Origin of the sequence: Collinsella sp. CLA-ER-H5, assembly GCF_040092375.1 — a bacterium.
Lineage (GTDB): Bacteria > Actinomycetota > Coriobacteriia > Coriobacteriales > Coriobacteriaceae > Collinsella.
Genome location: NZ_JBBNLR010000011.1, coordinates 1 through 22,449 on the forward strand (window position 1 = coordinate 1; position 22,449 = coordinate 22,449).

Annotated in this window: 20 protein-coding genes and 1 tRNA gene; 20 read left to right on the forward strand and 1 reads right to left on the reverse strand. The window is 60.4% G+C overall.

Annotated features, from left to right (window positions below; genetic code table 11):
- Nucleotides 1–202: 202 nt before the first annotated feature.
- From AAAX31_RS05395 to AAAX31_RS05490, 20 genes are all read left to right on the forward strand, one after another.
- Nucleotides 203–279, forward strand: a tRNA-Arg gene (locus AAAX31_RS05395).
- 76 nt (nucleotides 280–355) lie between these two features.
- On the forward strand, nucleotides 356–3,073 hold the full coding sequence (locus tag AAAX31_RS05400) for an HAD-IC family P-type ATPase (RefSeq protein ID WP_349076439.1): 2,718 nt from the start codon (nucleotides 356–358) through the stop codon (nucleotides 3,071–3,073).
- A 103-nt stretch (nucleotides 3,074–3,176) separates the two neighbouring features.
- Complete coding sequence (locus tag AAAX31_RS05405; protein ID WP_349076441.1) at nucleotides 3,177–4,325, forward strand: zinc ribbon domain-containing protein; 1,149 nt, start codon at nucleotides 3,177–3,179, stop codon at nucleotides 4,323–4,325.
- Nucleotides 4,326–4,426: 101 nt separating this feature from the next.
- Nucleotides 4,427–4,969: a peptidylprolyl isomerase gene (locus AAAX31_RS05410; RefSeq protein ID WP_349076442.1), complete on the forward strand. Its 543-nt coding sequence runs from the start codon at nucleotides 4,427–4,429 to the stop codon at nucleotides 4,967–4,969.
- Between the two features lie 11 nt (nucleotides 4,970–4,980).
- Nucleotides 4,981–6,285 carry a tetratricopeptide repeat protein gene (locus tag AAAX31_RS05415; RefSeq protein WP_233502548.1) on the forward strand — a complete coding sequence of 435 codons (1,305 nt, stop codon included), beginning with the start codon at nucleotides 4,981–4,983 and terminating at the stop codon, nucleotides 6,283–6,285.
- 127 nt (nucleotides 6,286–6,412) lie between these two features.
- Nucleotides 6,413–7,444: a rod shape-determining protein gene (locus tag AAAX31_RS05420; protein ID WP_006236061.1), complete on the forward strand. Its 1,032-nt coding sequence runs from the start codon at nucleotides 6,413–6,415 to the stop codon at nucleotides 7,442–7,444.
- A 78-nt stretch (nucleotides 7,445–7,522) separates the two neighbouring features.
- A complete protein-coding gene (gene mreC, locus AAAX31_RS05425; protein ID WP_349076509.1) occupies nucleotides 7,523–8,464 on the forward strand; it encodes a rod shape-determining protein MreC in 942 nt (313 codons plus the stop codon).
- An 11-nt stretch (nucleotides 8,465–8,475) separates the two neighbouring features.
- Complete coding sequence (locus tag AAAX31_RS05430; protein WP_349076445.1) at nucleotides 8,476–9,042, forward strand: hypothetical protein; 567 nt, start codon at nucleotides 8,476–8,478, stop codon at nucleotides 9,040–9,042.
- Nucleotides 9,043–9,054: 12 nt separating this feature from the next.
- Nucleotides 9,055–11,124, forward strand: a complete 2,070-nt coding sequence (gene mrdA, locus AAAX31_RS05435) for a penicillin-binding protein 2 (RefSeq protein ID WP_349076448.1) — start codon at nucleotides 9,055–9,057, stop codon at nucleotides 11,122–11,124.
- 9 nt (nucleotides 11,125–11,133) lie between these two features.
- Nucleotides 11,134–12,360: an FtsW/RodA/SpoVE family cell cycle protein gene (locus tag AAAX31_RS05440; RefSeq protein WP_349076449.1), complete on the forward strand. Its 1,227-nt coding sequence runs from the start codon at nucleotides 11,134–11,136 to the stop codon at nucleotides 12,358–12,360.
- Nucleotides 12,361–12,378: 18 nt separating this feature from the next.
- A complete protein-coding gene (locus AAAX31_RS05445; RefSeq protein ID WP_055249990.1) occupies nucleotides 12,379–13,308 on the forward strand; it encodes a hypothetical protein in 930 nt (309 codons plus the stop codon).
- A gap of 10 nt (nucleotides 13,309–13,318) precedes the next feature.
- Nucleotides 13,319–15,196, forward strand: a complete 1,878-nt coding sequence (locus AAAX31_RS05450) for a TIGR03960 family B12-binding radical SAM protein (RefSeq protein WP_349076450.1) — start codon at nucleotides 13,319–13,321, stop codon at nucleotides 15,194–15,196.
- Entirely contained in the window at nucleotides 15,193–16,005 is an 813-nt protein-coding gene (locus AAAX31_RS05455; RefSeq protein WP_006236073.1) for a TIGR03936 family radical SAM-associated protein, read from the forward strand. The genes AAAX31_RS05450 and AAAX31_RS05455 overlap by 4 nt, the downstream gene beginning before the upstream one ends.
- Before the next feature lie 67 nt (nucleotides 16,006–16,072).
- On the forward strand, nucleotides 16,073–16,447 hold the full coding sequence (gene rplU / locus AAAX31_RS05460; RefSeq protein ID WP_035138585.1) for a 50S ribosomal protein L21: 375 nt from the start codon (nucleotides 16,073–16,075) through the stop codon (nucleotides 16,445–16,447).
- Nucleotides 16,448–16,480: 33 nt separating this feature from the next.
- Nucleotides 16,481–16,738: a 50S ribosomal protein L27 gene (rpmA, locus tag AAAX31_RS05465; RefSeq protein ID WP_006236075.1), complete on the forward strand. Its 258-nt coding sequence runs from the start codon at nucleotides 16,481–16,483 to the stop codon at nucleotides 16,736–16,738.
- Between the two features lie 84 nt (nucleotides 16,739–16,822).
- Nucleotides 16,823–18,289, forward strand: a complete 1,467-nt coding sequence (gene obgE / locus AAAX31_RS05470) for a GTPase ObgE (RefSeq protein WP_349076452.1) — start codon at nucleotides 16,823–16,825, stop codon at nucleotides 18,287–18,289.
- 3 nt (nucleotides 18,290–18,292) lie between these two features.
- Nucleotides 18,293–18,970 (forward strand): nicotinate-nucleotide adenylyltransferase, encoded by a 678-nt coding sequence (gene nadD, locus AAAX31_RS05475; protein WP_055249998.1) that lies wholly within the window; start codon nucleotides 18,293–18,295, stop codon nucleotides 18,968–18,970.
- A gap of 87 nt (nucleotides 18,971–19,057) precedes the next feature.
- Nucleotides 19,058–19,591, forward strand: coding sequence for a bis(5'-nucleosyl)-tetraphosphatase (symmetrical) YqeK (yqeK, locus tag AAAX31_RS05480; protein WP_349076511.1), 534 nt, complete (start codon nucleotides 19,058–19,060; stop codon nucleotides 19,589–19,591).
- Nucleotides 19,592–19,619: 28 nt separating this feature from the next.
- On the forward strand, nucleotides 19,620–20,075 hold the full coding sequence (gene rsfS, locus AAAX31_RS05485) for a ribosome silencing factor (protein ID WP_006236081.1): 456 nt from the start codon (nucleotides 19,620–19,622) through the stop codon (nucleotides 20,073–20,075).
- Between the two features lie 137 nt (nucleotides 20,076–20,212).
- Nucleotides 20,213–20,953, forward strand: a complete 741-nt coding sequence (locus tag AAAX31_RS05490; protein WP_349076454.1) for a transposase — start codon at nucleotides 20,213–20,215, stop codon at nucleotides 20,951–20,953.
- Nucleotides 20,954–21,030: 77 nt separating this feature from the next.
- Here the strand turns inward: AAAX31_RS05490 and dinB are convergent, their stop codons facing one another.
- The gene (gene dinB, locus AAAX31_RS05495) at nucleotides 21,031–22,245 is read right to left on the reverse strand and encodes a DNA polymerase IV (RefSeq protein ID WP_349076456.1); all 1,215 of its coding nucleotides are present in this window, start codon (nucleotides 22,243–22,245) and stop codon (nucleotides 21,031–21,033) included.
- Between the last annotated feature and the right edge of the window lie 204 nt (nucleotides 22,246–22,449).

The following is a 22,449-nucleotide window of genomic DNA, read 5'->3' on the forward strand; positions in this document are numbered from 1 at the left end:
CTCCCTCCATCGCGGGCCGGGGGATTCCGGCCCCTCTGGGGTTGCCTACCCGGATTCGCGCCTCAGGACTCAGCGCAACGCGTTGCGCTGAGTCCTGAGGCTGTTGCAATGAAAATGAGAATCAAGGTCTTCCTCGGAATTGCAAAGCTTTTTCTTTTATTTTGATAGCCCGTGGTGCACTTGGGTATAATGCCAAACGTTGGCCCTATTAGCTCAGGGGATTAGAGCGTCTGCCTCCGGAGCAGAAGGCCGTTGGTTCGAATCCAACATGGGGCACCATCGAACGTGAGACCGTCCGAACCTCGCATGGTCCGGGCGGTTTTTCTTATACCGACGCGACGTGATGGGACGTGGTATGGCAGCAACGGATATCGAGCGCGGACTCTCGACCGCCGAGGTCGAGGAGCGCATCGCCGCCGGTAAGATCAACCGCAACATGGAGCTCAAGACCAAGTCGGTCAAAGAGCTCATCATCGAGAACCTCTGCACGCTGTTCAATTTGATCAACGTGATCTTGGCGCTCCTGGTCATTGTGACCGGGTCGTTTAAGAACCTGACGTTTTTGTTCGTGGTGTTCCTCAATACCGCTATTGGCGTCATTCAGTCCATGCGCTCTAAGAAGATGGTCGATAAACTCACGCTGCTGACCTCCAAGAAGGCCATCGCGGTGCGCGACGGCGCCGAGGTGGAGCTCGACCTGGACCAGATCGTGCTCGATGACATCATCCGCTTGGGGCGCGGCGACCAGATCCCCGCTGACGCCGTGGTGGTTTCGGGCGAGGCGCTCGTGAATGAGAGCCTGCTGACGGGCGAGAGCGATCTTATTAAGAAACAGCCTGGTTCTGAGCTCATGAGCGGCAGCTTTATCGACTCGGGCCTGCTGCGCGCCCGCGTGATCCATGTCGGCGCCGACAACTACGTAGCCAAAATTAATAATGAGGCCAAGTACGTCAAAAAGGTCAATTCTGAGATCATGAACGCGCTTAACGCCATCGTGCGGTTTGCGAGCATCATCATGATCCCGCTCGGTTTGGCGTTGTTTTCCTCGAGTGTGAGCGAGCTGTGGGATGCCGCGGGAACCCCGGGCGATAGCGCGCTTTCGTGGTGCTTCTCCGAGCTGCTGGCCGGCCGCGTGCCCTCGTCGGCGCTGCTGTCCACGGTGGGCGCCCTGCTGGGCATGATCCCGCAAGGCCTGGTGCTTCTGACCTCGTCGGTGCTCGCCATCGCCACGGTGCGCTTGGCCCGCCGCAAGGTGCTGGCGCAGCAGCTTTACTGCATCGAGACGCTCGCTCGCGTCGACGTGCTGTGCCTGGACAAGACGGGCACCATCACGTCGGGTCGCATGGAGGTCGAGGGTACGTATCCGCTGCCGGTCGAGGGTATGGGTGCGGGGGAGGGCGACGCCGCCGTTCCCGTCGATACCACGGTGCTCGATTTTGCTCTGGCTAACGTGGCGCGTGCGACCTCGGCCGATGCCAACGAGACCTGTCAGGCGCTGCTCAACTATTACGCCGACCGTCCGGTCGAGGTGTCCGAGCCGCTGTCGGTCATTCCGTTCTCGTCTTCCAAAAAGTGGAGCGGCGCGTCGTTTGCACAGGGCTCCTATGTGATGGGTGCGGCGCAGTTTGTGCTCTCTGATCGTGCGTTTGCCCAGGTCGAGAACCGTGTCGCCGAGCTTGCCGATACCTGCCGCGTGCTCGTGGTGGCGCGCGTGGACGGCTTTACGCCCGATGGCGATATGGTGGGCGAGGCCGAGCCCGTGGGCTTTGTGACCATCCGCGACGAGATTCGTACCTCGGCGGCCGAGACCATCGGCTACTTTAACGAGCAGGGCGTGACGCTCAACGTGATCAGTGGCGACGACCCGCGTACGGTGTCGTCGATCGCGCGCGTGGTGGGCGTGCCGGGGGCGGACGCTTATGTGGACGCCACGACGCTCGATACGCCGGCCAAGCTCGATGCCGCAGTGGACCGCTACCATGTCTTTGGTCGTGTGACCCCGCAGCAGAAGCGCGAGCTCGTGCAGGCGCTCAAGCGCCGCGAGCACACCGTGGCCATGACAGGCGACGGCGTCAACGACGTGCTGGCGCTCAAGGAGGCCGACTGCTCCGTGGCCATGGCGGCCGGCTCCGATGCCGCGCGTAACGTGGCCGAGATCGTGCTCGTCGACAACGACTTTGCCTCGATGCCCGCCGTGGTGGCCGAGGGCCGTCGCTCCATCAACAACCTGCAGCGTTCGGCTTCGCTGTTCCTGACTAAGACGCTGTTCTCGATGGGCCTGGCGGCGCTGTGCATCGCGCTGCCGCCGTACCCTTTCGAGCCGATTCAGATGACGCTCATCAACTTCTTCTGCATCGGCGCGCCGGGCTTTGTGTTGGGCCTGGAGCCCAACAATGCTCGCGTGAAGGGGTCGTTCCTGACGAACGTGCTCAAGCGGGCACTGCCGGCGTCGATTGCGGTCATTTTGGCCGCGGCGCTCGATATCTTTGTGGCGCGCGTGTTTGGCTTTAGCCAGCTCACGCTGTCTACGATGTGCCTGCTTTCGTCGTGCGCGGCGAGCGTCAGCCTGATCTGGCGCATCTCGCAGCCTCTCACGCCCTTACGTGTGGTGCTCTTCGTGTTTGTTGTCGCCGGCATCCTGGTGGGCGTTATCGGATTCCCGGAGCTGCTGTCTATTGCCAACCTGTCGATGGGCCAGATGGTAATCTTGGCTGTCATCGTGGTCTTTACCTGCTCGGTGTTCTTTAAGCTCGCCACGATGATGGATTCGCTCAAGCCGCGTCGTCGTCATGCCGCAACTGGTTTTGGCCGCGGTGTGCGCGTCCACCTGGGTCGCGGTGGCGGCAAGGTGAGCTCGACGGGTTCGACGGCCGAGCGTTTTGCCAAGCGCGTCGCCGCCGACATGGCGCAGCGCCGCGAAGATCGCACCGCTCGCGAGGCCGAGGCCCGCGCACTCGAGGGCGTGGCCCAGGCCCAGCCCAAGAAAAAGAAGGGTAGCGGAGCCAAGCGCTCTCGCGTAACCAAGTCCGCCCAAGGCATCAAAGTCTCGATGCCGAGCAAAAAGAAGAAGTAGCTACGCGCCCTGGCGATGTTGAATTGGTGCCTTGCTCCTGTGGGGCCGTGGCGATGTTATGCTCTAACCTCGATTGTTTGAATTGCTTCGAAAAGAGGATGCCGTGATCTGCCCGCATTGCCTTAAGACTATCGAGGACGGCGCCTCGTTCTGCCCCTACTGCAACGCCTATGTGGGTCCGGGCGATGGTCCCGAGCACACCGAGTTTGTGTTCTGTGAGGGCTGCGGTGCCCGTCTTTCTCCGCATGATCGTACGTGCCCCAAATGTGGACGCCCCGCTCCGGGTATCCTCTCCGAGGACGCGGCAGCATCCGACCTGGCAGCGGGCCGCACGGCGGGCTTTCCGCGCCTAACGCAAGAGCAGATCGATACCGAGGTGCCGCATGCGCCGGCCTCTGCCGCTGCGGTGCTTTCGGACGCCGCCGACCCCAATGAGACCTGCGTGCTGCCGGCTTTCGATAAGGATTTCGGTATCCCCAAGGTCGATATTCCCACGCCCGTTTCCCTGCATGACGATGCTCAAAAACCCAAGCGCAAGGTGCACCCCGACGAGGACGCCTATCACAAGCATAAGCGTCATATCCCCAAGCCGCTCGTCGTCATCGCGGTCCTTGCCGTCGTTTGCGGCGGTGCCTATTGGTTCGTGACGACCGATCCCATGGGTGTCATGCCCGGCTTCTACGACCAGTTTGGCCAAGCTGCACAGACCACCTTCCCCACGCGCCAAAAGGGCGAGGCCACTGAGGACGATACCAAGCAGGACGATTCTGCGGAGGTGGTCCAGGAAGAAACCGTGCTCACCGATGATCAGCTCTATACCAGGCTCGACGGTCTGTATCAGACCATCGTGTCCTACGCTGACGAGGACCAGATCGGCGAGGTCATCGATTCCTTTAACAACGGTTATCTCCGAACGCCGCTGTCCACCCGTCAGGAGCTGTCGCAGAGTGCCTACGCCCTGCGCGACCAGATCAAAAAGACGCAAGATGAGCTTAACAACCTGAAAGTACAGGACGATACGGTCTATGCGGATGACATCGCCCACTTAAAGCAGCTTGTCGAGTGGATGTATGAGCGCGTCGACGTGATCTGCCAGAGCTGGGATATCTCGCTGGCCATTCCCGATGGCGAGTCGATGAGTTCCCACCAAAGCGAGATCCTGGCGCCCATCGCGCAGGGCGGCAACAGCGCGCTGAACCAGTACGATGCCAATGTGGGTTCCTGGAAGCCGCAGCAGCGTTCCTTAAATTAGTTCGCCATAGTCGGCATAACCTACGTGCGCAATTGATGTAAGTCCGTGCTTATTGCTACAATTCGTACAAATATGCTTTAAACGCACGAGGAAGGAACCACATGTTTGGTTTTAAGAAAGAGCTCTACACGCCCGAGTATCAGCTTGTCGGCGACGAGTGTGCCGTAATCGAGACGTCGAAGGGTACCATCAAGGTCAAGTTTGACGGCGAGGGCGCTCCCATTCATGTCGCGAACTTCTGCGAGCTTTCCACGATGGGCTTCTATGATGGCCTTAAGTTCCATCGCTATGTGCCCGGTTTTGTTATCCAGGGCGGGGACCCCAATACCCGCGACATGTCCGGCGCCGACGTCGCTGCCGCTCTTGAGGGCCCCGACGGCATGCCCGGTACCGGTGGCCCCGGCTACTGCATCAAGGGCGAGTTTGCCACCAATCCGCGCAACAGCCATGTCGATGGCGCCCTTGCCATGGCACGCTCCATGGACCCCGATTCCGCGGGTTCGCAGTTCTACTTCTGCCTGGGTGCCCAGCATAATCTCGATTCCGGTTACACCGTCTTTGGTACCACGGTCGAGGGTCTCGATGTGATTTCGCAGCTGCGTGCCGGCGACGAGATCGTTCATGTCGAGATCGTTCACGAGTAAAGGGGACTTCCTTGAATAGCCAGCTGATCCAACAGGGCCGCGCCGCTTACCGCGCGGGTGATTTTTCCGCTGCAGCCCAGATGCTTGGGGCGGCAAAGACTCCCGATGAGATTATGGGCGAGGCCGATCACCTTCGTGGCAACGCCTTGATGCACCTGGGCATGTATGCCGAGGCCGCCGAGGCCTATGCCGCCGCCCTCAACGACGGTACCTACGGCAAGCGCGGCGCGCTGCTCACCAACCGCGGCAAGGCGCTCGCCGCCGTGGGCGACTACACGACGGCCGCTCAGGCTTTCTCTGCCGCTACGCAGGATGCTTCCTATGCCACGCCGTTCAAGGCCTATCTGGGCCTGGGCAATGCGCTGTTCCAGTCGGGCGACTATGCCAACGCGGGAACCGCCTTCCGTCAGGCTGCCATCGACGGCGCCAATCCGGCTCCTGCCGCCGCACTCGGCGAGCTCGGTCGTTGCTTCATTAAGCTCGGCCGTCCGGCGGATGCCGTGGAGACTTACCGCACGGCTATCGACTTTGCCGGCCCCCGCGACGACACGCGTGCGCTCAACGCCGGCATGGGTCAGGCGCTTTCTGCCGCCGGCCGTCCCTCCGACGCACTCGACGCCTTTAATGCCGCTACTGCCGATGGCATCTACCAGCTCACCTCCGAGCAGGCCGATGAGCTTGCCCGCGTGCAGGATTCGCTTGCCGCGCTGTCTGCCCAGACGGCTATGGCCACGGCTCCGGCGCCCGCGATGGACGCTCCTGCCGTCGATCCGCTCGATCCTACGGGCGCGACCGGTCAGTTTATGCCTGATCCCTCGGACACTGGCTTCTTTACGCTGTCCGAGTCCGAGATGGTCCAGCAGGACCGTCAGGATCGTAAGCAGGCCAAGGTCCGTCGTCGCCATCGCCATACGGGTCTCAAAGTCTTCATCGTGCTGCTTCTGCTTATTTTGATCGCCGCGGGCGGTCTGGGCTTTGCCTACACGCGCGGCTTTGGCTTCCCGTCTCAGGAGTCTGTCGTTACCGATCTGTTCCAGGCCGCCGGCGACGGTGACGCCGCAAAGGCCGAGTCTTGCCTGGCCTCGAGCCTGTCCGAGGACGCTAAGTCGATGATCATCTCCTCGATTCCGCAGGGTGCCACCGTGTCCGTCGAGGGCATGGATCAGTCCATGACCGAGACGACCGCCAAGGTGAAGGCATCGCTGTCCAAGGGCGGCGAGCAGGAGTACACCGTCAAATTCGTGCGCTCCGACAACCATATCGGCTGGGCCGTTTCTTCGCTCGATATGGATTTCTCGGCTGCTGACAACCAGTAGTGACCTTATGGGATTTAGCTTTGCCCGGCGCTTCACCGCAAGTGAGGTGCCGGGCTTGCGCTAGTATGATGGGCTAGTAGTTTTCCAGCAATCATCCAACACATCAGGAGTTGCGTTGTTTTCTTTGATGGATATGTTCTTCGGTAGCTATGCGGGCGATCTTGCCATCGACCTCGGCACCGCAAATACGCTTGTCTCCGTGCGCGGCAAGGGCATCGTCATTCGCGAGCCCTCTGTTGTCGCCATCGACAAGAACGACGAGCGCATCTTGGCGGTCGGTATCGAGGCAAAGCGCATGCTCGGCCGTACGCCCGGCAACATCGTGGCCGTTCGTCCCCTGAAGGACGGCGTCATCGCCGACTTCGATGTTACCGAGGCCATGCTTCGCTACTTTATCGATAAGGCGTCCGAGAAGCGCTATCCGTGGACTCCGCGTCCGCGTGTTGTCGTCTGCGTTCCCTCCGGTGTCACGTCGGTTGAGAAGCGCGCTGTCTTTGAGGCCACGATCCAGGCCGGTGCCCGCCAGGCCTATCTGATCGAAGAGCCTATGGCAGCCGCTATCGGCGCCGACCTGCCCGTCGAGGAACCCACCGGCTCCATGGTCATCGACATCGGCGGCGGTACCACCGAGGTCGCCGTTATCGCTATGGGCGGCATCGTCGTCTCGCAGTCCATTCGTATTGCCGGCGACGAGTTCGATCAGGCCATCCTCACGCACGTTCGTGATGCCTACAACCTGGCCATCGGCGAGCGTACGGCAGAGGACATCAAGATCAAGGTCGGTTCCGCCGTGCCGCTCAAGGACGAGCTCGACGTTGAGGTCAACGGCCGCGACGTGATCACCGGTCTGCCCAAGACCGTGCGCATCGAGAGCGAGGAGATTCGTCGCGCGCTCAACAAGCCGCTCGACGAGATGGCCAAGGCCGTCAAGGACGCACTCGACGCTACGCCTCCCGATCTTGCCTCGGACCTTATGTACTACGGCATTTTGCTGACCGGTGGCGGCGCGCTGCTGCGCGGTCTCGATGTGCGCCTGCGCGATGAGACCGGTGTTTCGGTCAACGTCAGCCCCACGGCGCTCGATAACGTCGTTAACGGCTGTGCCCGCGTGCTCGAGGCCAATGCGTTTGATGGCGGCTTCGTCCAGACCAATGCTTAATTTCCAAAAGGTGGATTCCATTTGGCACGATCTTCGGGTTTCTCCACAAATCTGAATACCAAGCGACAATCAACGGGTATGCGCCCGTTGATTGTTTTCAGCCTGATTTCGGTGTTGCTGCTCACGTTTTACATCCGCGAGGGCGAGGCAGGACCGATTCATGCCGTGCGCTCGGGCGTGACGACGATTACCTCGCCGGTGCGCTTTGTGGGCTCGGCTGTGGCGGCTCCCTTCAATGCGATCGGCAACGTGTTCTCTAACCTTACGGCGTCGCAGGACACGCTTGACGAGCTTAAGAAGCAAAATGAGGAGCTGACCTCTAAGGTCGCCGAGCTCTCCGAGGCTCAAAAGACCGCTGAGCGTCTGGAGGGGCTGGTCGGCCTGCAGTCGACCTACAACCTCAAATCGACCGCAGCTCGTATTGTCGGTGCCTCCGGCGATGCCTGGACTTCGACCGTAACCATCGACAAGGGTTCTGCCGACGGGCTTTCCATCAACATGCCCGTGACGAGTTCGGCCGGTGTTATCGGCCAGATCATCGAAGTTTCGGCCAAGACATCGACCGTGCGCCTGATTGGCGACGAGAACTCGGGCGTGTCCGCCATGGTGCAGGACACTCGCGCCCAGGGCATGCTGCAGGGTCAGGCTGACGGCACGCTGCGTCTTGAGTACGTGAGCGTTGACTCCGACGTTAAGGTTGGCGACATCATCGTGACCTCGGGCATTGGCGGTGTGTTCCCCAAGGGTCTACCGCTCGGCACCGTCTCGTCGGTTGAGAAATCTGCAAACGACGTGTACTACACCATTGTGGTGCGCGCTCAGACAACGGCCGAGAACAACGAGGAAGTGCTGGTCATTACCTCGCTGACCGACGAACAGTCGGCCTCGGATGAGGACGTGAGCACCGCTAATAGCACGCCGCAGGGAACGTCGCGCGATGCTGCGACCAAGACGAAGGACGAGAGCTCGGATGACAGTTCCGACACGTCCGAGACGACCGATTCCGGCTCGAGCGAATAGGGGGCATGTCCATGGATCTACACGAGCAGGGGATGAGCTCCCGCACGTTTGTAATCGCCGCCATCGTGTGCGTGCTGCTGCAGGCAGGCCTCGCACCGCAGATCTCCATTGCGGGCGGTCGCGTCAACTTCATGATTATTCTGGTGTGCCTAAGCGTGTTCTCGGGCGACCCGACCCGTGCCGTCGCGTGCGGGTTTTGCAGCGGCTTGTTCTATGACCTGTCCGCTGCCGTGCCGGTGGGCGTTATGTCGCTCCTGCTGACCGTGGGTTCTTTTGCCCTGGCGCACAGCGCCGTTGGTCAGACGGGCGGTACCCCGAGTGCGCGCGGCATCACGGTGGGCACCTTCGCGCTCGTCATTAATGTGATTTACAGCATCATCTTGCTGTTTATGGGTTTGGAGACGAGCTTTGTCGTGGCGATCTTCGGCCATGCGCTGCCGTCTTCGATCCTGACGGGTCTGGTTGCCATTCCATTTTTGATGTCCGGCGTCGTGCCGCAGTCCGGCTATGGATTCTCCGCACGTGGCGGACGCCAGACGGGTATGCGCTTTAAGCCCAAGACCCGCAAGCTCAAATAGGGAGGCCCGTAGATGTCTTCCCAGATGACGGTTATTATCGCCGGTATCGTGCTGGTCGTGGCCATCGTGGTCGCGCTGGTCATCTTGCGTCGGGGCGATTCCCGTTTTACCTACGATACGCAGCATGGAACGGCCCCGCGCGCCACCGAGGGCGAGGGCAATACCGCGGCGACCGCCTTTAAGGGCCGCTTTTCCATCCTCACCACGGGTGTGGGCGCGATGTTTGCGGCGCTTGCCGTCAAGCTGTGGGGCATGCAGATGGTCTCGTCGGACTATTACGAGAAGCAGGCTAATAGTAATCAGACTCGCACCGTTACCACACCCGCTGTGCGCGGTCGCATCCTCGACCGCAATGGCGTGGCGCTTGTCCAGAACCGTCCCTCACTTGCTGTCGTGGCCTACCGCGACCTTGCGGAGGATGAGGTTCTGGTTCGCCATCTTGCCAACGTGCTTGGAATGCCTTACGTGGCGGTCCTTCGCAATATTCAGGACAATACAGAGGGCGCTCAGAGCCTGCATACCATCGCGACGGACGTCCGTCGCTCCACGGTTGCCTATATTCAGGAGCATGCCGGCGAGTTCCCGGGCGTCAAGATTGCCGAGCGTACCGAGCGCCAGTATCCATATGGCGAGACGGCATGCCATATCTTGGGCTATACCGGCACCATTACCTCCGAGCAGCTCGAGGCTCAGAATAAGAAAACCTCTGGCGATGATGATGCTTCTGCTGGCAAGATTACGTACCAGTCGGGCGATATCGTGGGCCAGGCGGGCGTTGAGAGCTACTACGAAAACCTGCTGCAGGGCATTCGTGGCGAGCAGACCGTCAAGGTCGATGCCTCGGGCAATGTGACCGGTCAGGCCGGCGCCGTGCCCGCGAAGGCCGGCTCCGACATTAAGCTCACGCTCGACCTTAAGATCCAACAGGCCTGTGAGACGGCGCTGGCGAGCGCTATCGAGCTTGCCAAGACCACTGGCTACAGCAATGCCGGCAACGGCGCCGTGGTGTGTCTCGATCCCAACAATGGCGAGATCCTGGGCATGGCGAGCGAGCCCAAGTTCGATCCGTCCGTCTTTATCGGCGGCGTCTCAAATGACGTGTGGACCGAGCTCAATGATGACAAGGGTTCGCACCCGCTGCTCAATCGCGCCATTAGCGGACAGTACATGTCGGCTTCGACCATCAAGCCGCTCTCGGCGCTGGCCGGTCTTGAGTTTGGAACCTACACGTCGGGGCAGACGACCAACTGCACGGGCTATTGGACGGGTCTGGGCAAGGCTTGGGGCAAGTACTGCTGGCTGCATTCCGGCCACGGCACCATGACGCTGCAGTCGGGTATCGCCAACTCGTGCGACCCCGTCTTCTACGACATGGGCAAGGCGTTCTTTTATGACGAGAAACATTCCGAGGGCCTGCAGGAGGTCTTTCGTCGCTGGGGCCTAGGCAAGACCTGCGGTATCGATCTGCCGAGTGAGGGCGCGGGCCGTATTCCCGATGCCGAGTGGAAAGAGTCGTACTTTACCGACGCCTCTGCCGAGGACCGCAAGTGGAATGCCGGCGATATGACCAACATTGCCATCGGCCAGGGTGACATCCTGGTGACGCCCCTGCAGATGGCGTGCGCCTATATGGGTCTTGCCAACGGCGGCAAACAGTACGTGCCTCACGTGTTTTTGTCTGCCGTGTCGCGTGATGGCGACGGCGATGCCTATAAGTACAACGGCAAGGGCAAGAAGAAGCGCCTGGTGGCCAAGATCAACAGCGATTCGGATTTGACTCTTGTTCGCAACGGCATGCACGACGTGATTTACACGGCATCGACGTCCCTGGCGGCTCACTTTGGCACCCTGACGCCGCAGGTATACGGCAAGTCGGGCACGGGCGAGAAAAGCGGCGAGGACGAATACGCGTGGTTCTGCGCCTATGCACCGGCCGATAATCCCAAGTATGTCATCGCTACTGTCCTGGAGCAGGGCGGCGGCGGCTCAGATACCGCGATGCATGTCGTGCGCGACGTGCTCGGTGTGATTTATGACGAGCCCGATACCTCTTCGGCCTCGGGCGATTCTTCGGTTCGATAGGAGGTTGCGATGGATTTTTCTCCGGCGGATCTGTTCCGTTCAACCAAGACCGGCTCTCGCAGCAGCCTGGACCGCGTCAACAAGCAACTTTCGGCCTCGCGCGGCACGTTTCGCCAAAAGGTGCATATCGGCGTGCTCGTGGCTACTGTGGCGCTCGTTGCCTACGGTGCCATCATCATCTGGTCGGCTTCGCAGTTTAAGGCCGATGCCTCGTTCTCACGCCATCTGCTGGGAATTGGCATCGGAGCGGTGCTGGCGGTGCTGGTCTGGCGTACCGATCTGCGCGATATTTCCAATTTCTCGACGGCGTTGCTCGTCATCGACCTGATCGTGATCCTCTCGCCCAAGATTCCGGGTCTGTCCTATACGGGCGGTCTGGGCATGACGGGCTGGATCAAGATTCCCGGTATCGGCTTGACATTCCAGCCGGTTGAGCTTGCCAAGCTCATCACCATCTTCTTTATCGCCACGCTTGGCTCGCAGTATAACGGCCGCATCGATACCGTTCGCGACTACGTCAAGCTCTGCGGCATGCTGTCCATCCCGTTTTTGGCCGTCGTTGCCATGGGCGACCTGGGCTCGGGCCTGGTCGTGTTGGTCTCGGGTGCCATCGTCATCTGCATGAGCGGTGCACGCCGCGAATGGGTGCTGTCGACCCTGGCCCTGCTTGTGGGCCTGGTGGCCCTCGTCCTGGCGCTCGATTCGGTCTTTGATTCGTTGCTCGGCCACGATGTGCTCATCAAGCAGTATCAGATGAACCGCCTGACGGTCTTTATCGACCCCGATAATGCCGATTCGGACGATGCCTACAACCTGCAGCAGTCGCTTATCGCCGTTGGCTCGGGCGGCTTCTTTGGTAAGGGTTTGGGCCATGCGACGCAGTCGGCCGGCGGCTTTCTGCCTGAGTTCCACACCGACTTTGTCTTCGCCTTCCTATCCGAGACCTTTGGCTTTTGCGGTTCCTTTTTGCTCCTGTGCCTCTACGTGCTGCTGATCTTTTCGACGATTCGCGTCGCCTTTAAGTGTGAGTCGCTGTTCTTGCGTCTTTCGTGTGTGGGCATCGTTGGCATGTGGGCGTTCCAGACCTTCGAAAACATCGGCATGTGCATCGGCATGATGCCGATTACCGGTATTCCGCTACCGTTTATTAGCTTCGGTTCGTCTTCGATGATGATTCAGCTGCTGACGGTGGGTATCGTACAATCCATATGGCGGCATCGTTCGGGCGCCGCGTAACCGCTGGAGGGGTTTGCTATGAAAATTCCCGTAGATAAGCTGACCCGCGCTTTTAAGATGGGCGCGTCCGTTAAGAAGGATTCCGATACGCCGGTGCGCGTCTCGGTCTATCTGGATTCGTCCGCCTCGCGCTTTCTGGCCGAGACGGTGCGTGACGCCTTTGTGCCGCAGACGACCTCGGGCATTGTGCGCGTCGAGCGTCTGGGGGAGGAGCGAATTGCTCCAAAGACCGATACCGATGTGGTACTGGTGCTCTCGTGCGGTTCCGACCGCTTGGAGAGTGCCGTGCAGGAGCTCGTGATCGCCGGCGCGCCCGTGTGCGTGCTTGCCGAGTCTGCTGTGGAGGTGCCGTTTATCGAGGAGTCCACGCCCATGCTCGGCGTGGTGGCGGCAACCGATAAGACGTATCTGCTCGAGACGCTTGCCCGCTGGATTCTCGATCGCACCGAAAAGGAAACGGCTTTTGCGGCGAACTTTGCCTTCATGCGCATCGCGGCGGCCAATCGTATCATCACCTCGTGCGCGCTCACCAATATGGCGACCGGTGCGCTGGTGTTTTTGCCGGGCGCCGATTATCCCGTTATGGCGCTGGCGCAGGTGGGCATGCTCTTTGAGCTCGCTGCCGTCTTTGGACGCGGCATTAAGCCTGAGCGCGGCTACGAGGTCGCGGGCGTGCTTGCCGGCGGTCTTGTGATCCGCGCGGTCACCCGCGCGCTCGTCAAGCAGACGCCGCATATTGGGTTTGCCGTTAAGGCGCTCACTGCTGCCGCGGGCACCTATGGCATGGGCCGTGCGCTTGTTTCGCTCTACGAGCGCGATGTCGACTACAGCCGTGCCAACGAGGTGGTCACTGCCACGTTCTCCCGCGTTCGCGATCTGGTGACCACGGTCGCGGGCGCTACCCGTCCTATGGCGTCCTATCAAGACGCATCCGATCTCGCTGCTTAGGGGTTTTCCGTTGCGCGTTCCGTATCAAGACTGCTTTCATTTAATTGAGCCGCTGCTCGCCAAGGTCGAAAAGCCGAGCCGCTATATCGATCACGAGTGGGGCACGCTTTCCAAGCCCGATGCCGACTACCGTTGCTGCCTGATCTACCCGGATGTGTACGAGGTTGGTCTGCCCAACCAGGGTATCGCCATCCTCTACAACATCCTTAACCAGGCCGAGGGCATCTCCTGCGAGCGTGGCTATGTGCCGTGGCCCGATATGGGTGACGCCATGCGCGAGGCAGGCATTCCGCTGCTCTCGCTCGAGGGTGCTGCCCCCGTCGCTTCGTTTGATATCGTCGGTCTCCATGTGCCGCACGAGATGGCGGTGACGAACTTCCTCGAGGCACTCGACCTCGCTGGCATTCCGCTGTTAGCGGCCGACCGAGGCGAAGACGACCCCATCATCATCGCCGGCGGTCCCTCGGTGTACAACCCCGAGCCGTATGCGGCTTTCTTCGATGCCATCCTCATCGGCGAGGGCGAGGAATCGCTGCTCGAGACCTGCCAGCTGCATCGCCGCCTGCGTGACGAAGGGGTCCCGCGCGCGCAGATTGTCGAGCAGCTTGCATCCATTGCCGGCAACTACGTGCCGTCGCTCTATGAGGTTCGTCACGACGAGCCCTGCTCGCCGCATGGCTACACCGTGCCGCGTGAGGGCAAGGATGCGCCGACCGTGGTCTACAAGCGCGTCGTCGAGGATTTCGGCGCCACGAATCCGCTTTCGCAGTCGTGCGTGCCCTATGCGCAGCTGGTCCACGACCGCCTGTCTATCGAGATCCTGCGCGGCTGCGCCCGCGGCTGTCGTTTTTGCCAGGCCGGCATGACGTATCGCCCGGTGCGCGAGCGCTCGGCCGACCAGATCGTCTCGTCGGTGATTCAGGGTCTGGAAAAGACCGGCTATGACGAGGTGTCGCTGACCTCGCTCTCCACGACCGACCACTCCTGCATTCGCGATGTGCTCGGCAGGCTCAACCGTCGCTTGGAGGATACGGGTATTCGCGTGTCTATTCCGTCGCAGCGCCTGGATTCGTTTGGCGTGGATATGGCCGAGTCGGTTGCTGGCGAAAAGAAGGGCGGCCTGACGTTCGCGCCCGAGGCCGGCAGCCAGCGCATGCGCGACATCATTAACAAGAACGTGACCGAGGAGGACCTGGACCGTGCGGCCAAGGCGGCCTTCGAGGCCGGCTGGAACCGCATGAAGCTCTACTTTATGATGGGCCTTCCCGGCGAGCGCGACGAGGACATCGTGGCCATCGCCAGCCTGGCCGATCATGTGCTGGAGCTCGGTCGTTCCGTGGTGCCCAAGGCTCGTCGCGGCTCGATCTCGGTGTCCATCTCGGTTTCGGTCTTTATCCCCAAGGCTGCCACGCCGTTCCAGTGGTGCCCGCAGCTCGACTACGACGACGTCAAGCGTCGCCAGAAGTTGCTTATCACGAGCGTTCGCAACCGTGCCGTCCGCGTGCATTACCACGATGCCGAGACCTCGCTCATCGAGGCCGCGCTGTCCCGCGCCGGTCGTGACATGACGCCCGTCATCATCGACGCTTGGCGCTCGGGCTCTCGCTTTGACGCCTGGGTAGAGCATTTCTCGCTCGATAACTGGAAGGAGGCTGCTGCCAAAAACGGCATCGACCTCAATGAGCTCGTGCACCTGCCCTACGAGTTGGACTGGCGCCTGCCGTGGGAGCACGTGAGCCCCGGCTGCACGCGCGGCTTCCTCGAGCGCGAGTACCGTCGCTCGCTCGAGGGCGTCACGACTCCCGACTGCACCCGCACGTCGTGCACCGGCTGCGGGATCTGCCCCACGCTCCACGCCAAGAATGTATTGATGGGTGATCGCGCATGAGTGAGCGCCTGACCGACAACCCCTCGCTCTTTAGGCTTCGTGTTCGCTATGGCAAGCGCGATCGCCTTAAGTACCTGGGCCATCTCGAAGTGATCCATACCATTGAGCGCATCGTGCGCCGTGCGGGACTTCCCTATGCCGTCACGCAGGGCTTCTCTCCGCACATGCGCGTGGGCTTCTCTTCGGCGCTACCGGTGGGTACGTCGTCGACCTGCGAGTGGTATGACCTGTTTATGACCGAGTTCGTGGCGCTCGACGAGGCGTTTGGGCGCCTGGCTGCGGCGTCTCCGGCCGATCTGGCGCCCATCGAGGCAGCGTACATCGACGTGCGCACGCCGGCGTTGACGGCGCAGCTCACGCGCTTGTCGTATCGCATTGATTTGCACTTGGATCCCGAGGCGCCCGTAAGCGCCGACGAGGTGCGTCGTGCGATCGACACGCTGCGCGCGGACCATGGCATCGACTACGCGCGCGGAAAAAAGAGCAAGCGCTTGGATTTGGATCACACGCTCGTGGGCTATGAGCTCACGGCGGGGGAGCGCCCGGACCATTTGGTGCTCATGCTCGACACCCATGCCGATAACGAGGGCTCCATGCGTCCGGAAATTTTGCTTTCTGCAGCTGATGTTTTGTTGCAGGGCTTGACCCCGGGCGTGGATGCACCTATTGTTTCCACTGGTATGCAAGACCTCGTGACCATCTGCTCCTACGATGTCGAGCGTCAGAATCAAGCATGCGAGGACGACGAGGGCCGACTCGTCAGCCCCATACCTGTGCGAACTTGTGGATTTGCTCCACATACTCGTTGACGGGGGTATTTTCGCCTGCTACTATATTCGGCTGTTGCACTAACTGATGCATGAAGGGCAAGTAAACATGTACGCAATCGTTAACACGGGCGGCAAGCAGTACAAGGTCGCCACCGACGATGTCATCACCGTCGAGAAGATCGAGGGCAATGAGGGCGACAAGGTCACCCTGCCGGTCATCTTCCTCAACGATGGTAAGAAGATCGTCACCGATCCCGACAAGCTGGCCAAGGCCAAGGTTACCGCTCAGATCGTTGAGCAGTTCAAGGGCGAGAAGCAGCTGGTCTTCAAGTTCCACAAGCGTAAGCGCTATCGTCGTCTGAAGGGTCACCGTCAGCAGCTCACCAAGCTGAAGATCGTGAAGGTTCAGGCTACCTCCCGCGCCAAGAAGGCTGTCAAGGCAGAGGCCGAGGCTGTTGCCGAGGCTCCCGTCGCCGAGTAGATTACACTCGTAACGAAAGAGTAGGTATACACAATGGCACACAAAAAAGGACTCGGTTCCTCCCGTAATGGCCGTGACTCCCGCGGTCAGCGCCTTGGCACGAAGCGCTATGCCGGCCAGACGGTAACCACGGGCACGATTCTCGTCCGTCAACACGGCACGCACATCCACCCGGGTGAGAACGTTGGCCGTGGCAAGGACGATACGCTGTTCGCGCTGGTCGACGGTACCGTTGAGTTCCACAAGGGTATCAAGCACAGGGTCAGCGTACGCCCGCTCGCGAACGCGTAATTCACCCTTCATAGAGCACATATGTGGGAGGCACTTGAGTTTTAGGATTCAAGGGTCTCCCTCTTTTTGTAGGAGGCGATTCTGTTGTCACAGTTCACCGATATCAGCCGCATTAACGTGTGCGGCGGCGACGGCGGAGCCGGATGCATGTCGTTTAGGCGCGAGGCATTTGTCCCCAAGGGCGGCCCCGATGGCGGCGACGGCGGTCGTGGCGGCAACGTCGTCATCCAGGCCGATGCTCAGCTGTCTTCGCTGATCGATTACCGCTTTAAGCATCACTTCCGCGCCGAACGCGGCACGCACGGGCAGGGTGCCCGTCGTAACGGTAAGAGCGGCGAGGACCTGATCCTGAAGGTTCCCATGGGCACCGTGGTGCGCGAGCTCGACCCCGAGACGCAGACCCCGATGTTCGAGATTGCCGACCTGGTGCACGATGGCGAGCGCGTTGTCGTGGCGCCCGGCGGTGCCGGTGGCCTGGGCAACACGCACTTTGTGACGTCGGTGCGCCGCGCGCCCGCGTTCGCTCAGCTGGGCGAACCGGCCGAGGAGCACTGGATTGAGCTCGAGATGAAGCTTATGGCCGATGCCGCGCTCGTGGGCTTCCCCTCGGTGGGCAAGTCCTCGCTCATCGCGCGCATGAGTGCCGCCCGTCCCAAGATCGCCGACTATCCGTTTACAACGCTCGTGCCGAACCTCGGCATGGTGCGTGCCGGTGAGTATTCTTACGTCGTTGCCGACGTTCCTGGTTTGATTGAGGGCGCGAGCGAGGGCAAGGGCCTGGGCCACCAGTTCCTGCGCCACATCGAGCGTACGGCGCTCATCATGCATGTCGTCGACATGACGGGCGGTTTTGAGGATCGCGACCCGGTTGAGGATTACCGCATCATCAACCGTGAGCTCGAGCAGTATGGCGCCGAGCTTTCTGAGCGCCCGCAGATCGTCGTCGCCAACAAGTGCGATGCGCCGGGCACGGCTGACAAGATTGCCGACCTCAAACGCGCTGCGCTCGACGATGGACATATGTTCTTTGCCGTGTCTGCTGTGACGGGCGCCGGCCTCAACACGCTGATGCTTGCCGTGGGCGAGCAGGTTGCTAAGCTGCGCGCCGAGTTGGCGGTCTCCGATGAGCCGGTCGATCTGCGCGACGATGAGTGGGAGCGCCGTCGCCTGCAGCGTGAGAAGCGTTTCCACATTGTTCAAGAAGAGCCCCATGCCTTCCGCGTGGTCGGTCGTGCCATCGAGCGCATGGTCATTCAGACCGACTGGGAAAACGAGGAAGCCGTCATTTACCTGCAGCATAAGTTTGCGCGTATGGGTGTTGATGACGCGCTCGAGAAGGCCGGTTGCCGTGCGGGCGACGAGGTCCGCATTTGCCAGCGCGCCTTTGACTTTGAGGGCGCTGAGGACTTCTCGGAGTACGAGGAGCTCGAGGACGCTGGCGAGGACGTTGCCGTTGAGGCCATTGACGTGGCCGACGCTGCGGATGAGGGCGTCGAGGTTGTCGATGCGGCGGGTGCCGCGGACGATGCCGAGACCTCGGAGGGCGAGTAAGCCATGTCGCTGCGCGGTGGAATCGGTTTGCCCGAGCTGCCCATAAAAGAGGGCAAAGAGTTTCGGCTTGGCATTATGGGCGGCACCTTTGACCCGATTCATTACGGGCACTTGGTTACTGCCGAGCAGGCGCGCGAGTCGCTCGACTTGGACGCTGTGCTCTTTATGCCGGCGGGCTCTCCTGCCTTTAAGCTTGACAAGCCGGTGACGCCTGCCGAGGACCGTTATGCCATGACGGTCCTCGCCACCGCCGCGAACCCGGCCTTTTTGGCGAGCCGGTTCGAGATTGACCGTCCGGGCGTAACCTATACGGCCGATACGCTTCATGCCCTTCGCGACTTTTACCCGCCGCAGGTAAAGCTCTACTTTATTACGGGCGCCGACGCGATTATCGATATTGTGACCTGGCATGATGCCGAGCGAATCGCTGAGCTTGCTACCTTTATTGCGGCGACGCGACCGGGTTTTGATATCGATACGGCGCGTGCCCGAATCAAAGAGTCGGGGCTGCCGTTCGATGTGCGCTATATTCAGATTCCGGCGCTGGCGATCAGCTCGACGAACATTCGTAAGCGAGTTGCCCGCGGCATGAGCGTGCGCTATCTTACGAGCGAGTCTGTGCTCGGCTACATTCGCAAGCGCAGTTTGTATGTCGATCTGGGTCAAGAAGATTTTGAGTGATGGGGGGCTACGTTGTCGGTAGAGGATCAGTTTGAGGGCGATGAGCGCGCGCTGCTCAAGCGCATTCAAGAGCTGCTCGATGTTCGCATGAAAGATAAGCGCAAGCGCTATGTGCATTCGTTGGGTGTTGCCGAGACCGCACTTCATCTGGCCGAGGTCTACGGCGTTGACCGCTTTGATGCCGCTGCCGCCGGCCTGATCCATGACTGGGACAAAGTGCTCTCCGACGACGAGCTGGTCACGCGCGCTCTGCATTACGGCATTAAGATTGCCGGCTCTCCTTCCGCCGCGACGCCGCTTTTGCATGGCCCTGTTGCCGCCTATGAGCTTCCGCAGCTTTTCCCCGAGTTGTCGCCGGCCGTTTTCCAGGCTGTCGACCGTCACACCGTGGGTGCCTGTGACATGACGCCGCTCGATATGGTGGTCTTTGTGGCCGATGCCATCGAGCCCAACCGCCACGGCGACTATGCGCATGCGCTGCGCAAGATGGTGGGGGAGTCGACGCTCGAGGAGTTGTTCTTCTCCTGTTTTGCGCAGGGTCTGGTCTATGTGATCCAGTCCGGGCGCTATCTTTATCCCACGGCTATTACGATTTACAACCATTACGCCCAGCTGCGCTAGCTCGGGTGCGTCTAGAAAGAGGTATTCCATGGCCGACGAGACCATGACCGACGAGCAGATTCTTGAAGGTGTGGAGCACAAGAGCTTCGTCGCCACGTCCGACCGCACTGCCGCCTCGCTGTCCGCGAGCGGTGTCGCCGCCGAGGATGTCGCCCGCGCCGCCGCGCAGGCCGCCTACGACAAGAAGGGCGAGGACGTTCAGGTGCTCGACCTGACCGAGCTTTCCGACGTGTGCGACTACTTTGTGCTTGCCACCGGTACCAACAACCGCCAGGTCGATTCAATTGTCGACGAGATCGAGGAGAAGGTCGCCGAGGCTTGCGGCGAGCATCCGTTTTCCATCGAGGGCCGCGAGCAGAAGACCTGGATGCTCATGGACTACGGTTCGGTTGTCGTCCACGTCTTCACTCCCGAAGCCCGCGACTTCTACCGCCTCGAGAAACTCTGGGGAGACGCCCCCCAGCTTCCCCTCGACCTCCTCTAAATGATTTTTCTGGGACGGGGATAAAATAATCATTGCTACCGTTTGCCGAACCGCTCACCTTTGTTGGGCGGTTCGGCCCTTTTCTTCCTTTCCTTTTGTATGCTGTGACTACTGCATCCTTGGAAGGGAGGGTTTCGATGACTCGTGTTGCCCGTGCGTTGTCCGAACTCGGCCATTATCACGTCATGCTCAAGGGCTGTGCTGGCCAGCTGATCTTCGAAGACGATGACGATCGCCTTTATTTTCTCAATCTATTGAACAGACGATTTACGTCCGCTCATATTCGTCTTCTTGCCTGGTGCCTCATGGACAATCATGTTCACCTGCTATTTGATGATCTCGATAATCAGATGAGCGTTGCTATGCATGCGATTGATACGGCATATGCGAAACACTTCAATCAAAAAACCGGCCGCCGCGGACCGGTGTTCCAGGAACGATTCAAGAGTGTGATCATTTCTGACGACAAACAGCTGCTCCGTTGCGTCCGATACATACACGATAATCCTGCAAAAGCAGGTATTTCTTCTGCTCCTCTGTATCGCTGGAGCAGCTTCCATGAGTATTTCTCTCATCCCGAAATTTGTGATTGTGAAGGTATTCTCAATCTGTTTGGGGGTACGGAAGCGTTTTATCTTTCGAGTACCGACGGCAAGCCTAATCCCTATTTTATGCCCGAAGGTAAGCATATCTCCGATATGGATGCGCTGGAAGTTGCCCGGGCTCTTTTGGCTCCGCATGAGCCTTATCAGCTTAAAACTTTGCCGAAATCAGAGCGAAATCGTCTTCTGGCAGTGTTGAGGCATCGGGGGTTTACGATTGACCAGATTTCGCGTCTGACGGGAATTGGGGCCAATATCATTCAAAGGGCGAAATGACGCTCCAAATGATTAAAAAATCCCCGTCCTAGAATAATCATTCGCACCTGCCCGGCTTTCTTTTTGCCCAAAGGCGGTTAATCATTGAAGCGGGATTGGCGGCCGAAAGATAGGGCGGTGTCGCCGAACTTGTCTCGGACGGCGTCGATCGCGACGGAGAGCTCGCGGCGGTCGCTGGATTGGGCTCCGCGGTCGTCGATTTCGCAGAACAAGTCAGTCTGGATGCCGCCCTGATGGTCAAAGTCGCTCATGCCGATGCCTGCTAAGCGAACATGCATGCCTTCCTGCCAGATGTTGTCGAGCAGTTCGAGCGCAACTGCCACGAAGATATTCTCGTCGTCGGTGGGGTGGGGAAGCCGCCGCTGCGCCGTTCGCCCGCTTCCATACGAATACTTGAGCTTGAGCGTCACCGTGGCGCCTGTTAGTCCCTGACGGCGCAGGCGGCGTCCTACTGACTCGCCCAACAGCGCAATCGCCGCTTCGATGTCCCCGCGCTCAGTCAAATCTTTCGCAAAGGTGCGTTCATTGCTCACCGATTTAACCTCGCGCTCTTCATCGAGACTCGTGACTTCGGAGATTTCGAGTCCCAGCGCACGCTGGCGCATGCGTTCGCCGTTGACGCCAAAAATAGAGGCAAGCGTAGACTCTGGCGCACGCGAAAGCTCGCCGAGCGTATAGATGCGCATGCGGCGCAGTCGCTCCTCGGCCGAGCGCCCGATGCCGCTCATGGCAGATACCGGCAGCGCGGCCAAAAAGCGCTGCTCGGTTCCGGGACGCACGATGGTCAACCCAAACGGCTTATCCCGCTCGCTTGCGATCTTTGCGACCGTCTTGTTGCAGCCCACGCCAATGGAGCAGGTCACCCCCAGCGCTGCCACGCGATCGCTGATGCGCCGCGCAACCAGCAGCGGGTCTTCGGGCGCAAAGCGACCCGGTGTGATATCGATAAAGGCTTCGTCGATGGATACGCGCTCGACGCGCGGGGTCTCGTCGGCGAGAATCGCCATGGCCTGCGCGCTCACCTCGCGGTAGCGGTCGAAGTGCCCGTGTGTCCAAATGGCCTGAGGACACAGACGCCGTGCCTCGGCCGAGGGCATGGCGGAGTGCACGCCAAAGCGACGTGCCTCATATGAACACGTGGACACGACGCCACGCGAATCGGCGTCTCCGCCCACGATGAGCGGTTTTCCGCGCCATTCGGGATGGTCGAGCATCTCCACGCTCGCAAAAAACGCATCGAGGTCCATGAGGCCCACCGCCGGACCCGTCCAGGGAGGCGGCGTGACGCCCATGGCATCCTCATAACCGTATGTATGTTCGCGTCTTTCCATGTCATGAGTATACCGCGCAGCTCATGTGGGGTGCGTGTATGTGCTTGCAAATCCCGAATTCTTGTCTAAGATATGGATTTGCCCTCGACTACACCGAAGAAGTTGGTCTCACGGACTTCACCTGCCCGCGTCGATGGCGTATTATGTTCAACTGTTTGTTTGTAG

What these genes read in the sequence shown, in the direction of transcription:
- AAAX31_RS05400 (WP_349076439.1), top strand. Translation starts at nt 356, where the DNA reads ATGGCAGCAACGGATATCGAGCGCGGACTCTCGACCGCCGAGGTCGAG.
- AAAX31_RS05410 (WP_349076442.1), top strand. Translation starts at nt 4,427, where the DNA reads ATGTTTGGTTTTAAGAAAGAGCTCTACACGCCCGAGTATCAGCTTGTC.
- AAAX31_RS05420 (WP_006236061.1), top strand. Translation starts at nt 6,413, where the DNA reads ATGGATATGTTCTTCGGTAGCTATGCGGGCGATCTTGCCATCGACCTC.
- mreC (WP_349076509.1), top strand. Translation starts at nt 7,523, where the DNA reads ATGCGCCCGTTGATTGTTTTCAGCCTGATTTCGGTGTTGCTGCTCACG.
- AAAX31_RS05430 (WP_349076445.1), top strand. Translation starts at nt 8,476, where the DNA reads ATGGATCTACACGAGCAGGGGATGAGCTCCCGCACGTTTGTAATCGCC.
- mrdA (WP_349076448.1), top strand. Translation starts at nt 9,055, where the DNA reads ATGTCTTCCCAGATGACGGTTATTATCGCCGGTATCGTGCTGGTCGTG.
- AAAX31_RS05440 (WP_349076449.1), top strand. Translation starts at nt 11,134, where the DNA reads ATGGATTTTTCTCCGGCGGATCTGTTCCGTTCAACCAAGACCGGCTCT.
- AAAX31_RS05445 (WP_055249990.1), top strand. Translation starts at nt 12,379, where the DNA reads ATGAAAATTCCCGTAGATAAGCTGACCCGCGCTTTTAAGATGGGCGCG.
- AAAX31_RS05455 (WP_006236073.1), top strand. Translation starts at nt 15,193, where the DNA reads ATGAGTGAGCGCCTGACCGACAACCCCTCGCTCTTTAGGCTTCGTGTT.
- rplU (WP_035138585.1), top strand. Translation starts at nt 16,073, where the DNA reads ATGTACGCAATCGTTAACACGGGCGGCAAGCAGTACAAGGTCGCCACC.
- rpmA (WP_006236075.1), top strand. Translation starts at nt 16,481, where the DNA reads ATGGCACACAAAAAAGGACTCGGTTCCTCCCGTAATGGCCGTGACTCC.
- nadD (WP_055249998.1), top strand. Translation starts at nt 18,293, where the DNA reads ATGTCGCTGCGCGGTGGAATCGGTTTGCCCGAGCTGCCCATAAAAGAG.
- yqeK (WP_349076511.1), top strand. Translation starts at nt 19,058, where the DNA reads ATGAAAGATAAGCGCAAGCGCTATGTGCATTCGTTGGGTGTTGCCGAG.
- rsfS (WP_006236081.1), top strand. Translation starts at nt 19,620, where the DNA reads ATGGCCGACGAGACCATGACCGACGAGCAGATTCTTGAAGGTGTGGAG.
- AAAX31_RS05490 (WP_349076454.1), top strand. Translation starts at nt 20,213, where the DNA reads ATGACTCGTGTTGCCCGTGCGTTGTCCGAACTCGGCCATTATCACGTC.
- dinB (WP_349076456.1), bottom strand. Translation starts at nt 22,245, where the DNA reads ATGGGCGTCACGCCGCCTCCCTGGACGGGTCCGGCGGTGGGCCTCATG.